This window comes from Clavibacter tessellarius (assembly GCF_001618005.1).
Lineage (GTDB): Bacteria > Actinomycetota > Actinomycetes > Actinomycetales > Microbacteriaceae > Clavibacter > Clavibacter tessellarius_A.
This window is the reverse complement of sequence record NZ_LQXA01000013.1, coordinates 1-12,274: the sequence shown is the minus strand read 5'-3', so window position 1 is coordinate 12,274 and position 12,274 is coordinate 1. Positions and strand designations below refer to the sequence as shown.

7 protein-coding genes and 3 rRNA genes are annotated in these 12,274 nt (G+C 64.3%); 8 read left to right on the top strand and 2 right to left on the bottom strand.

Going from position 1 to position 12,274, the window contains the following annotated elements; translation table 11 throughout:
* Positions 1-33: 33 nt before the first annotated feature.
* Genes AWH51_RS02270 through AWH51_RS02260 form a run of 4 tightly spaced genes read left to right on the top strand, consistent with a single transcriptional unit; the run spans position 34 to position 3,538 of the window.
* Positions 34-1,287 (top strand): argininosuccinate synthase, encoded by a 1,254-nt coding sequence (locus AWH51_RS02270; protein WP_063070518.1) that lies wholly within the window; start codon positions 34-36, stop codon positions 1,285-1,287.
* 4 nt (positions 1,288-1,291) lie between these two features.
* A complete protein-coding gene (gene argH, locus AWH51_RS02265) occupies positions 1,292-2,773 on the top strand; it encodes an argininosuccinate lyase (RefSeq protein WP_063070517.1) in 1,482 nt (493 codons plus the stop codon).
* Positions 2,770-2,916 (top strand): hypothetical protein, encoded by a 147-nt coding sequence (locus AWH51_RS16160; RefSeq protein ID WP_175345449.1) that lies wholly within the window; start codon positions 2,770-2,772, stop codon positions 2,914-2,916. The genes argH and AWH51_RS16160 overlap by 4 nt, the downstream gene beginning before the upstream one ends.
* A 7-nt stretch (positions 2,917-2,923) precedes the next feature.
* Positions 2,924-3,538 carry a DNA-3-methyladenine glycosylase gene (locus tag AWH51_RS02260; RefSeq protein ID WP_063070516.1) on the top strand — a complete coding sequence of 205 codons (615 nt, stop codon included), beginning with the start codon at positions 2,924-2,926 and terminating at the stop codon, positions 3,536-3,538.
* Positions 3,539-3,553: 15 nt separating this feature from the next.
* On the opposite strand, the gene AWH51_RS02255 is transcribed toward AWH51_RS02260, so the two are convergent.
* Both AWH51_RS02255 and AWH51_RS02250 read right to left on the bottom strand, forming a co-directional pair.
* On the bottom strand, positions 3,554-4,153 hold the full coding sequence (locus AWH51_RS02255; protein WP_063070515.1) for a hypothetical protein: 600 nt from the start codon (positions 4,151-4,153) through the stop codon (positions 3,554-3,556).
* Positions 4,150-4,860, bottom strand: coding sequence for a hypothetical protein (locus tag AWH51_RS02250; protein ID WP_063070514.1), 711 nt, complete (start codon positions 4,858-4,860; stop codon positions 4,150-4,152). Before AWH51_RS02250 ends, AWH51_RS02255 begins: the two co-directional genes overlap by 4 nt.
* Positions 4,861-5,084: 224 nt before the next feature.
* Here AWH51_RS02250 and tyrS point away from each other — a divergent pair, with 224 nt between their 5' ends.
* The 4 genes from tyrS to rrf all read left to right on the top strand — a co-directional run bounded on the left by tyrS (position 5,085) and on the right by rrf (position 12,244).
* Positions 5,085-6,389: a tyrosine--tRNA ligase gene (tyrS, locus tag AWH51_RS02245; protein ID WP_063070513.1), complete on the top strand. Its 1,305-nt coding sequence runs from the start codon at positions 5,085-5,087 to the stop codon at positions 6,387-6,389.
* Between the two features lie 555 nt (positions 6,390-6,944).
* Positions 6,945-8,465 (top strand): 16S ribosomal RNA (locus AWH51_RS02240).
* A 426-nt stretch (positions 8,466-8,891) separates the two neighbouring features.
* Positions 8,892-12,011 (top strand): 23S ribosomal RNA (locus AWH51_RS02235).
* Between the two features lie 116 nt (positions 12,012-12,127).
* Positions 12,128-12,244: ribosomal RNA gene (gene rrf, locus AWH51_RS02230) — 5S ribosomal RNA — on the top strand.
* The 16S, 23S and 5S rRNA genes sit together here, the layout of an rRNA operon.
* Positions 12,245-12,274 lie beyond the last annotated feature (30 nt).

Here is a 12,274-nt window from a genome sequence, read left to right as displayed (position 1 = left end):
TCAGACATCTCAGCAACGGAAACGGAGAACGGCATGGCCGAACGCGTGGTACTGGCATATTCCGGCGGACTCGACACCTCGGTCGGCATCGGCTGGCTCAAGGATGCGACCGGCAAGGAGGTCGTGGCCCTCGCGGTCGACGTCGGCCAGGGCGGCGAGGACATGGAGGTCATCCGGCAGCGCGCCCTCGACTGCGGCGCGGTCGAGGCCGTGGTCGTGGATGCGAAGGACGAGTTCGCGGACGACTACATCGTCCCCGCGCTCAAGGCCAACGCGCTGTACCAGAAGCGCTACCCGCTGGTCTCGGGCCTCAGCCGCCCCCTGATCGCCAAGCACCTCGCCCGCGTGGCGCACGAGCTCGGCGCGAACAGCGTCGCGCACGGCTGCACCGGCAAGGGCAACGACCAGGTGCGCTTCGAGGCCGCCGTCGCCGCGCTCGCGCCCGACCTCACCTCCATCGCGCCCGTCCGCGACCTCGCCCTCACGCGCGACAAGGCGATCGTCTACGCGAACGAGCACGACCTGCCCATCGAGCAGAGCAAGAAGAGCCCGTACTCGATCGACAAGAACGTGTGGGGCCGCGCGGTCGAGACGGGCTTCCTCGAGGACCCGTGGAACGGCCCCATCGAGGACCTCTACGAGTACACGCAGGACCCCGACGTGCTGCGGGACGCGACCGAGGTCACCATCACGTTCGAGGCCGGCGTCCCCGTCGCCATCGACGGCGTGCGCTACTCGCCGCTGCGCATCGTGCAGGAGCTGAATGCGGCCGCTGGCGCCCACGGCATCGGCCGCATCGACGTGGTGGAGGACCGCCTCGTCGGCATCAAGAGCCGCGAGGTCTACGAGGCCCCGGCCGCCATGACGCTCATCGAGGCGCACGAGGAGCTCGAGTCCCTCACCATCGAGCGCGACCTCGGCCGCTACAAGCGCGGCGTCGAGAAGGACTGGGCGAACCTCGTCTACGACGGCCTCTGGTTCTCCGGCCTCAAGCGCTCGCTCGACGCGTTCATCGAGGACTCGCAGCGCCACGTCTCGGGCGACATCCGCATGACGCTCCGCGGAGGCCGCGCGGTCGTCACCGGTCGTCGCAGCGAGACGAGCCTCTACGACTTCGACCTCGCGACGTACGACACCGGCGACACGTTCGACCAGTCGCTGTCCAAGGGGTTCATCGAGCTGTGGAGCCTGCCGAGCAAGATCTCGGCGCGCCGCGACCTCGCCGTGGAGCAGGCGGCGCTGGGCGCCGACGACGCGGCATCCTCGTCCTCGCCCGCCGCGGAGTAGCCGCATGACCGAGAGCACGGATCCGTCCTCCCGGGCCGGCGAGGCGGGCGCCCTCTGGGGCGGTCGCTTCGCCGGCGGTCCGTCGCCCGAGCTCGTCGCGCTCAGCCGGTCGACGCACTTCGACTGGCAGCTGGCGCCGTACGACATCGCCGGGTCCCGGGCGCACGCCCGTGCTCTCGCGTCGGCCGGCTACCTGTCGGACGCCGAGCGGCACGCCATGCTGCAGGCGCTCGACACCCTGGAGGACCGGGTGCGCTCGGGGACGCTCGTCGCATCCGACGCGGATGAGGACGTCCACGGCGCCCTCGAGCGCGGCCTGATGGACATCGCCGGTCCCGAGCTCGGCGGCAAGCTCCGCGCCGGCCGGAGCCGCAACGACCAGATCGCGACCCTCGTGCGCATGTACCTCCGCGACCACGCGGCGACCATCCACGCGATGCTCGTCCAGCTGGTGGATGCGCTGGCCGCGCAGGCGGAGGCGGCGGGCGGCGCGATCATGCCCGGCCGCACGCACCTGCAGCACGCGCAGCCCGTGCTCCTCGCGCACCACCTGCTCGCGCACTGCTGGCCGCTCGTGCGCGACCTCGAGCGGCTCGCCGACTGGGACGCGCGCGCCGACGTGTCGCCCTACGGATCCGGGGCCCTCGCCGGGAGCACCCTCGGTCTCGACGCCGGTGCGGTCGCCCGCGACCTCGGCTTCGCGCGCAGCTCCGAGAACTCGATCGACGGCACGGCCAGCCGTGACGTGGTGGCCGAGTTCGCGTTCGTGCTGGCCCAGGTCGGCATCGACCTCTCGCGGCTGAGCGAGGAGATCATCCTCTGGAACACGCGCGAGTTCGGCTTCGTCACCCTGAGCGACTCGTACTCGACCGGGTCGTCGATCATGCCGCAGAAGAAGAACCCCGACATCGCCGAGCTCGCGCGCGGCAAGTCCGGGCGGCTCATCGGCAACCTCGCGGGGCTCCTCGCGACGCTCAAGGGCCTCCCGCTCGCCTACAACCGCGACCTGCAGGAGGACAAGGAGCCGGTCTTCGACTCGGTGCAGACCCTCGAGGTGCTGCTGCCGGCGTTCACCGGCATGATCGCGACGCTGCGCTTCGATGTCGACCGCATGGCCGAGCTCGCGCCGCAGGGGTTCTCGCTCGCGACCGACGTCGCCGAGTGGCTCGTCAAGCACCGCGTGGCGTTCCGCGACGCCCACGAGATCACGGGCGAGCTCGTGAAGCTGGCCGAATCCCGCGGCGTCGGCCTGGAGGAGCTCTCCGACGACGACCTGCGGGGTGTCTCGCCGCACCTCGTGCCCGAGGTCCGCGAGGTGCTCGTCATCGAGGGATCCGTGGCGAGCCGCGACGGCGTGGGCGGCACCGCGCGCGTGCGCGTCGACGAGCAGCGCGCCGAGCTGGTGCGCCGCGTCGCCGAGCTGCGCTCCCGTGCGGATGCGGCGGCCGAGCGTCGGGCGACCGCCTCGGGGAGCGCGTCCGCATGACGCTCTCGAACGGCGGGCGCCCGGGGCGCTCGGAGCGCCCGGAGCCGCGCCACCGCTGGCTGCTGCCGCTCGTGGTGGGCGTGGCGGTCGCGGTGCTCGTCTTCGTCGTGGTCGTCGCGAGCCTCAACGGCGAGCTGCTCTGATCCGCGCGTGAGCGACCTCGCGTTCCTCGCCGGCGATGCGGTCGAGGTGGCACCCGGACTGCTGGGCGCGGTGCTGTCGCGCGACTCGGAGGAGGGCCGCGTCTCCGTCCGCCTCACCGAGGTGGAGGCGTACCGCGGCGTCGGCGAGGATCCCGGATCGCACTCGTTCCGGGGGAAGCGGGCCCGGAACGCGACGATGTTCGGTCCGGCGGGCCGGCTCTACGCGTACTTCACGTACGGGATGCACACGTGCGCGAACGTCGTCTGCGGGCCCGAGGGCACCAGCGCGGGCGTCCTGCTCCGCGCCGGCGAGATCATCGAGGGCGCGGAAATCGCGCGGACCCGCCGGGGTGCGACCGTCCGCGACCGCGATCTCGCGCGCGGTCCCGCCCGTCTGGCGGTGGCGCTCGGCATCCCGCTCGCGGACGACGGGGCGGCCCTCGACGCGCCGCCCTACGCCCTGGTCCTCCCCGATGCCCCGCTGGCGCGCCCGGCCTCGGGCCCGCGCGTCGGGGTGTCGGGACCCGGCGGATCGGGCGAGCTCTTCCCCTGGCGGTTCTGGATCCCGGGCGATGCCACGGTCTCGCCGTACCGTGCGCACGTGGCGAGGGTGCGCCGGTGAGCCGTGCGGGCCGCCTCAGCGGACGATGAGCACGACGGCCGCGCAGCTCGCCGCCCACAGCCAGCTGACGAGCGTGCCGATGATGAAGCGCTCGCGCGCCTCCGCCGCCTCGCCCAGCTCGCTGAACCGGCCGACCCCCTTGATGGCGATGACGACCGCGAGCGCCTCGGGGTAGCCCGCGAGGATCACGACCACGACGGCGAGCCGCTCGAGCATGCCGATGGTCGCGCCTCCGCGCAGCACCTCGCGGGTGGGACGGCGCAGCGCCGACGGGTCGTCCTCGTGACCCCGCGGAGCGACGAGGATCCCGCCGAACGCGCCCGGCGGCACGGATCCGCGCGTCGCGAGCGCGAGCACCACGGTCGACGCGCTTCCGCCGCCCAGCACCGCGAGCACGATCGCGGCGATCCCGAGGTAGCCCACGACGAGGGGCGATGCCGGATCGAGTAGCGCGAGGCCCAGCGCGAGCGCGGCCGCGAGCGCTCCGGCCGAGGCCGCGACCGGGCCCGTGCGCGGTGCGCGCGCGGACAGGATCGCCAGCACGAGGCTCGCGGTGACGAGCAGGCAGAGGCCGATCCAGGCCGTCACCTCGGCGGGCGAGCCCACGGGGATCACGCGCGGCCTCCGGCGACGGGCGCGCCCGGATCCGCGGCTGTCGCGCCCGCGTCCAGGTGCGCGAGCAGCGCTTCGAGCCCCGGGACGGCGGCGCGTTCGGCGCGCCACCCGCTGGTGCGCAGCCGCGTGCTCACCGCCTGCGGGGTGATCCCGAGCGCCGCGGCGACGTCGCGCTGCGTGCCGCCGCGCGCCATGCGGTCGACGACGTCCCAGCCCTGGGGTGTGCGCCGGTCGCGGGTGAGCAGCAGGAGGGTGATGAGCGCCTCGACCTCGGCGGACCCGGGGAGGTCGCCGGTCGTGGTGGCGGTCGCCGTGCCGCCGGGCGCGGCGTCGACGGCTCCACGGGGGGAGCCGCCGGACGGCTCCACCGCGAGCGCGAACCGGGTCGGGCTGCGCTTCGCCGCGACCACGGCCGCCCGGGCGGCGATGAAGGCCGGGCCCGTGGCCTCGCGCGTGGCACGGGGGAGGGGCGTGCGCACCCCGCCGATGCCGAGCCCCACGCTCCAGCGCCCGGCCCGCGTGAGCGACAGCACGATGTCGAGCGCGGTGGCGGCGTCGGCGACGAGCGCCTGCACCTCGTCGCCGGACGTGCGGTCGACCGGGAGCACGAGCCTCCCGTCGTAGCGCTCGGCCAGGTCGTCGCGCATGATGCCCGCGCGGTCGACGTCGCGGCGGCTCGACTTCTGGTCGGCGGTGATGGCGAACACGGGACCCCCTCCACGTCGGCGGAGATGCCGGCGCACGTCAAGGCTAAGCACTTGATCTCCCCCGATCAAGCCTCAGGGCCTGATGCTGTGGTCGGCCCATGACATGATCCTCCGGGCCGCCACCGACACCGCGCCACGTCCTCCACCGCCCGCCGCCGGACGGATCGCGTGGACGCGCGTCGCGGTCCCCGATCCGGACGCGACCCCGCTGATACCGTGGTCGAGTGCCTGACACCATCCCCTCCCACCTCTCCGCCCAGCGCAACGACCCGTCCTTCCCGGACGTGTGGGAGGAGATCGTCTGGCGGGGGTACGTGCAGGTCTCGACGGACCCGGAGGCGCTCAAGTCCCTCCTCACCGGGCCGTCCATCACGTACTACTGCGGATTCGATCCCACGGCGCCGAGCCTGCACCTCGGCAACCTCGTGCAGCTGCTGCTGATGCGCCGGCTGCAGCTGGCGGGCCACCGTCCGCTCGGTCTCGTGGGCGGGTCGACGGGCCTCATCGGCGACCCGAGGCCCACCGCGGAGCGCACGCTCAACTCGCCGGAGACGGTCGCCGACTGGGTGCGTCGCCTGCAGGCGCAGGTGTCCTGGTTCCTCAGCCCGGAGGGGGACAACGGCGTCCGCATCGTCAACAACCTGGACTGGACGGCGCCGCTCAGCGCCATCGACTTCCTCCGGGAGGTGGGCAAGCACTTCCGCGTGGGCACGATGCTCAAGAAGGACGCGGTGAGCGCGCGCCTGAACTCCGACGAGGGCATCAGCTACACCGAGTTCAGCTACCAGATCCTGCAGGGCTTCGACTACCGCGAGCTCTACCGCGCGCACGGGTGCGTGCTGCAGACCGGCGGCAGCGACCAGTGGGGCAACCTCACCAGCGGGACGGACCTCGTCCGCCGCAGTGAGCGGGCGACCGTGCACGCCATCGGCACCCCGCTCATCACGAACGCGGACGGCACGAAGTTCGGGAAGAGCGAGGGCAACGCCGTCTGGCTCGACCCCGAGCTCACGAGCCCGTACGCGTTCTACCAGTTCTGGCTCAACACGGAGGACGCTGACGTCATCCACCGGATCCGCGTGTTCACGTTCCTCGATCGTGCGCGCATCGAGGAGCTGGAGCGCGCCGTGGAGACCGAGCCGTTCCGGCGCGAGGCCCAGCGCGAGCTGGCGTGGGAGGTGACGACCCTGGTGCACGGTCAGGCCGCCACCGAGTCCGCCATCGCCGCGTCGCAGGCGTTGTTCGGCCAGGGGGAGCTCGGTGCGCTCGACGAGTCGACGCTGCGTGCGGCGCTGGGCGAGCTCCCCTCGGCCGACATCGCCGCCGGCACCACCGTCATCCAGGCCCTCGTCGACACCGGGCTCGTCTCGAGCGCGGGGGAGGCCCGGCGCGCGATCGCGCAGGGCGGGGTCTACGTGAACAACGTCGCCGTGGGCGACGCGGGAGCCGTCGTGGACGATCTCCTGCACGGCCGCTTCGCGGTGATCCGGCGGGGGAAGAAGACCCTGGCCGGGCTCACCGTGGGCTGAATGCGCGTGTGACCGGGCATTGTCGCCCACGGCCGTCGCGACACGCCCGGGATGCGGGTTGTTTTGCGGGGGTGGGGTGGTCCGCGTAATGTCTCCTCTTGTCGCCGGAACGGGCGGGAAGCGAAATGCTTCCGGAGCTGTTCTGGTGGGCTTGATCCTGGTGAAACAGAAGTTGCCGCGGCTTACGGGTTGCGTGTTTACCATCAACTGAGCTAGGGTCTGATTCTGCTTCCGACGTGAGTGCTGGGCCTTGTGGTCTGGATCACTCCCACGGGGAGCGGTGGAGTGTGAGCTCCGATGGCTGGCTGTGATGGTCGGTGTCGGGAGCGTCCGTTCCTTGAGAACTCAACAGCGTGCACAATGTCAAATGCCAAATACCCGTTGCGGGTGTCCTTCGGATGCTCGTTTCGGATTCCTTTGGAATACATTTAAACAAACAAGCAAGTCAGTAATGATTTGTTCTGTCGGTTTCAAACTTGCTGGTTCGTGTTCGATTCCCGTTCACGTCTGGCTTTAGATGTGCCGACTGCTTTCGGGTGGTCGTGCGTTTAAGCATTTATGGAGAGTTTGATCCTGGCTCAGGACGAACGCTGGCGGCGTGCTTAACACATGCAAGTCGAACGGTGATGTCAGAGCTTGCTCTGGCGGATCAGTGGCGAACGGGTGAGTAACACGTGAGTAACCTGCCCCCGACTCTGGGATAACTGCTAGAAATGGTAGCTAATACCGGATATGACGATTGGCCGCATGGTCTGGTCGTGGAAAGAATTTCGGTTGGGGATGGACTCGCGGCCTATCAGGTTGTTGGTGAGGTAATGGCTCACCAAGCCTACGACGGGTAGCCGGCCTGAGAGGGTGACCGGCCACACTGGGACTGAGACACGGCCCAGACTCCTACGGGAGGCAGCAGTGGGGAATATTGCACAATGGGCGAAAGCCTGATGCAGCAACGCCGCGTGAGGGATGACGGCCTTCGGGTTGTAAACCTCTTTTAGTAGGGAAGAAGCGAAAGTGACGGTACCTGCAGAAAAAGCACCGGCTAACTACGTGCCAGCAGCCGCGGTAATACGTAGGGTGCAAGCGTTGTCCGGAATTATTGGGCGTAAAGAGCTCGTAGGCGGTTTGTCGCGTCTGCTGTGAAATCCCGAGGCTCAACCTCGGGTCTGCAGTGGGTACGGGCAGACTAGAGTGCGGTAGGGGAGATTGGAATTCCTGGTGTAGCGGTGGAATGCGCAGATATCAGGAGGAACACCGATGGCGAAGGCAGATCTCTGGGCCGTAACTGACGCTGAGGAGCGAAAGCATGGGGAGCGAACAGGATTAGATACCCTGGTAGTCCATGCCGTAAACGTTGGGAACTAGATGTGGGGACCATTCCACGGTCTCCGTGTCGCAGCTAACGCATTAAGTTCCCCGCCTGGGGAGTACGGCCGCAAGGCTAAAACTCAAAGGAATTGACGGGGGCCCGCACAAGCGGCGGAGCATGCGGATTAATTCGATGCAACGCGAAGAACCTTACCAAGGCTTGACATATACCGGAAACATGCAGAGATGTGTGCCCCGCAAGGTCGGTATACAGGTGGTGCATGGTTGTCGTCAGCTCGTGTCGTGAGATGTTGGGTTAAGTCCCGCAACGAGCGCAACCCTCGTTCTATGTTGCCAGCACGTAATGGTGGGAACTCATAGGAGACTGCCGGGGTCAACTCGGAGGAAGGTGGGGATGACGTCAAATCATCATGCCCCTTATGTCTTGGGCTTCACGCATGCTACAATGGCCGGTACAAAGGGCTGCGATACCGCAAGGTGGAGCGAATCCCAAAAAGCCGGTCTCAGTTCGGATTGAGGTCTGCAACTCGACCTCATGAAGTCGGAGTCGCTAGTAATCGCAGATCAGCAACGCTGCGGTGAATACGTTCCCGGGCCTTGTACACACCGCCCGTCAAGTCATGAAAGTCGGTAACACCCGAAGCCAGTGGCCTAACCGCAAGGGAGGAGCTGTCGAAGGTGGGATCGGTGATTAGGACTAAGTCGTAACAAGGTAGCCGTACCGGAAGGTGCGGCTGGATCACCTCCTTTCTAAGGAGCATGTGCACCTCTCCTCTGTATACAGGGAGATCAAGGGTGCCAAGTCACGCGTCAGGCGTATGTCCTGGTGGTGGCGCTCATGGGTGGAACATTGACATTGATGCCGGTTGATTCGTCGTGCTGCTAGTACGCCTCCTTGTGGGGTGGGAACGTGGTGTGGGGTGTCGCGGGCATGTTGCACGCTGTTGGGTCCTGAGGGACCGGGCCGCACCGTTTGGTGTGTCTGGTTTCTTGTCGGACCCTTTCTGTCGTCCCTGAGTGGATGGTGGTGGGGTACCGCCCGTATATTGAGAACTACACAGTGGACGCGAGCATCTTAGATTCACCGGTTTACCGGTGGATCACAAAGATCTATTTATAGATCATTGGTCAATTCTGTCTCCTCTAGGGGAGGCGAAACGATTCAATCTCATGTGATTTCAAGATTCTAAGAGCAAACGGTGGATGCCTTGGCATCTGGAGCCGAAGAAGGACGTATAAATCTGCGATAAGCCTCGGGGAGCTGATAATAGAGCTTTGATCCGAGGATCTCCGAATGGGGAAACCCCGCCAGGCCCTTTGGGTGACCTGGTGACTCCCGCCTGAATATATAGGGCGGGTAGAGGGAACGTGGGGAAGTGAAACATCTCAGTACCCACAGGAAGAGAAAGCAAAAGCGATTCCGTTAGTAGTGGCGAGCGAAACCGGAAGAGGCCAAACCGATCATGTGTGATATCCGGTAGGAGTTGCATGGTCGGGGTTGCGGGACTTTCCGTACAGTTCTACCGAGCTGTGAGGGCAATGAGCGCGATATAGACGAATGGTCTTGAAAGGCCAGTCATAGAGGGTGCGAACCCCGTAGTCGAAATGTCGTCGCCTGTCCGGAGAGTATCCCAAGTAGCACGGGGCCCGTGAAATCCCGTGTGAATCTGTCAGGACCACCTGATAAGCCTAAATACTCCCAGATGACCGATAGCGGACAAGTACCGTGAGGGAAAGGTGAAAAGTACCCCGGGAGGGGAGTGAAATAGTACCTGAAACCGTTTGCTTACAAACCGTTGGAGCACCCTTGTTGGTGTGACAGCGTGCCTTTTGAAGAATGAGCCTGCGAGTTAGTGATATGTGGCGAGGTTAACCCGTGAGGGGCAGCCGTAGCGAAAGCGAGTCTTAATAGGGCGTATGAGTCGCATGTTCTAGACCCGAAGCGAAGTGATCTATCCATGGCCAGGTTGAAGCGACGGTAAGACGTCGTGGAGGACCGAACCCACTTCAGTTGAAAATGGAGGGGATGAGCTGTGGATAGGGGTGAAAGGCCAATCAAACTTCGTGATAGCTGGTTCTCTCCGAAATGCATTTAGGTGCAGCGTTGCGTGTTTCTTGCCGGAGGTAGAGCTACTGGATGGACGATGGGCCCCAAAAGGTTACTGACTTCAGCCAAACTCCGAATGCCGGTAAGTGAGAGCGCAGCAGTGAGACGGTGGGGGATAAGCTTCATCGTCGAGAGGGAAACAACCCAGACCACCATCTAAGGTCCCTAAGCGCGTGCTAAGTGGGAAAGGATGTGGAGTTGCATAGACAACCAGGAGGTTGGCTTAGAAGCAGCCACCCTTGAAAGAGTGCGTAATAGCTCACTGGTCAAGTGATTCCGCGCCGACAATGTAACGGGGCTCAAGCACGCCACCGAAGTTGTGGCATTTATATTACAGGCAGGCCTTCGTGGTCCAGCCGTATAGATGGGTAGGAGAGCGTCGTGTGGCCAGCGAAGCGGCGGTGTGAACCAGCCGTGGAGGCCACACGAGTGAGAATGCAGGCATGAGTAGCGAAAGACGGGTGAGAAACCCGTCCTCCGAAAGACCAAGGGTTCCAGGGCCAGGCTAATCCGCCCTGGGTAAGTCGGGACCTAAGGCGAGGCCGACAGGCGTAGTCGATGGACAACGGGTTGATATTCCCGTACCGATGAAGAACCGCCCAAGACAATCCAGTAATGCTAAGTGTCTGAATCCTTGATTCGATCCCTTCGGGGTGACGGTCTTGGCCTAGCACACGACCCTACGCTGAGGCGTTTAGCGTATTAACAGGTGTGACGCAGGAAGGTAGCTGAGCCGGGCGATGGTTGTCCCGGTCTAAGGATGTAGGGCAGAAGATAGGCAAATCCGTCTTCTATGTAGCCTGAGACCCGATGGGTAGTCCTCACGGACGAAATCAGTGATCCTATGCTGCCGAGAAAAGCATCGACGCGAGGTTCCAATCGCCCGTACCCCAAACCGACTCAGGTGGTCAGGTAGAGAATACTAAGGAGATCGAGAGAATCGTGGTTAAGGAACTCGGCAAAATGCCCCCGTAACTTCGGGAGAAGGGGGGCCTGAGGCGTGTAGGGATTTACTCCTGAAGCGTTTGAAGGCCGCAGAGACCAGTGGGAAGCGACTGTTTACTAAAAACACAGGTCCGTGCTAAGTCGCAAGACGATGTATACGGACTGACGCCTGCCCGGTGCTGGAAGGTTAAGAGGAACGGTTAGCACGCAAGTGCGAAGCTGAGAATTTAAGCCCCAGTAAACGGCGGTGGTAACTATAACCATCCTAAGGTAGCGAAATTCCTTGTCGGGTAAGTTCCGACCTGCACGAATGGCGTAACGACTTCCCAGCTGTCTCAACCGCGAACTCGGCGAAATTGCACTACGAGTAAAGATGCTCGTTACGCGCAGCAGGACGGAAAGACCCCGTGACCTTTACTACAGCTTGGTATTGGTGTTCGGTGTGGCTTGTGTAGGATAGGTGGGAGACTGTGAAGCTCGGACGCTAGTTCGGGTGGAGTCATTGTTGAAATACCACTCTGGTCACTCTGGATATCTAACTTCGAACCGTAATCCGGTTCAGGGACAGTGCCTGGTGGGTAGTTTAACTGGGGCGGTTGCCTCCTAAAGAGTAACGGAGGCGCCCAAAGGTTCCCTCAACCTGGTTGGTAATCAGGTGTCGAGTGTAAGTGCACAAGGGAGCTTGACTGTGAGACTGACAAGTCGAGCAGGGACGAAAGTCGGGACTAGTGATCCGGCAGTGGCTTGTGGAAGCGCTGTCGCTCAACGGATAAAAGGTACCTCGGGGATAACAGGCTGATCTTGCCCAAGAGTCCATATCGACGGCATGGTTTGGCACCTCGATGTCGGCTCGTCGCATCCTGGGGCTGGAGTAGGTCCCAAGGGTTGGGCTGTTCGCCCATTAAAGCGGTACGCGAGCTGGGTTTAGAACGTCGTGAGACAGTTCGGTCCCTATCCGCTGCGCGCGTAGGAAATTTGAGAAGATCTATCCCTAGTACGAGAGGACCGGGATGGACGAACCTCTGGTGTGTCAGTTGTTCCGCCAGGAGCACCGCTGATTAGCTACGTTCGGAACGGATAACCGCTGAAAGCATCTAAGCGGGAAGCCGGCTTCGAGATGAGATTTCCATCCCTTTTAGGGTGAAGGCTCCCGGCTAGACTACCGGGTTGATAGGCAGGATGTGGAAGCGAGGACTAAAGACTCGTGGAGCTGACCTGTACTAATAAGCCGATATCTTGAAAACACTTTGCTTGCGTCCACTATGTGGTTCCCGATATACGGTCGGGTATCAATTGAACAACCAGCTTGACTGGTCGATTCATCACAGATTTCATGCCCTGAGGGGTGTGTATGAGGTGTTTCGGCGGCCATAGCGAGAGGGAAACGCCCGGTCACATTCCGAACCCGGAAGCTAAGACTCTCAGCGCCGATGGTACTGCAGGGGGGACCCTGTGGGAGAGTAGGACACCGCCGGACTTAACTTGAGTAAACGGGGAGGCCCGTCGC

What these genes read in the sequence shown, in the direction of transcription:
- argH (WP_063070517.1), top strand. Translation starts at nt 1,292, where the DNA reads ATGACCGAGAGCACGGATCCGTCCTCCCGGGCCGGCGAGGCGGGCGCC.
- AWH51_RS16160 (WP_175345449.1), top strand. Translation starts at nt 2,770, where the DNA reads ATGACGCTCTCGAACGGCGGGCGCCCGGGGCGCTCGGAGCGCCCGGAG.
- AWH51_RS02270 (WP_063070518.1), top strand. Translation starts at nt 34, where the DNA reads ATGGCCGAACGCGTGGTACTGGCATATTCCGGCGGACTCGACACCTCG.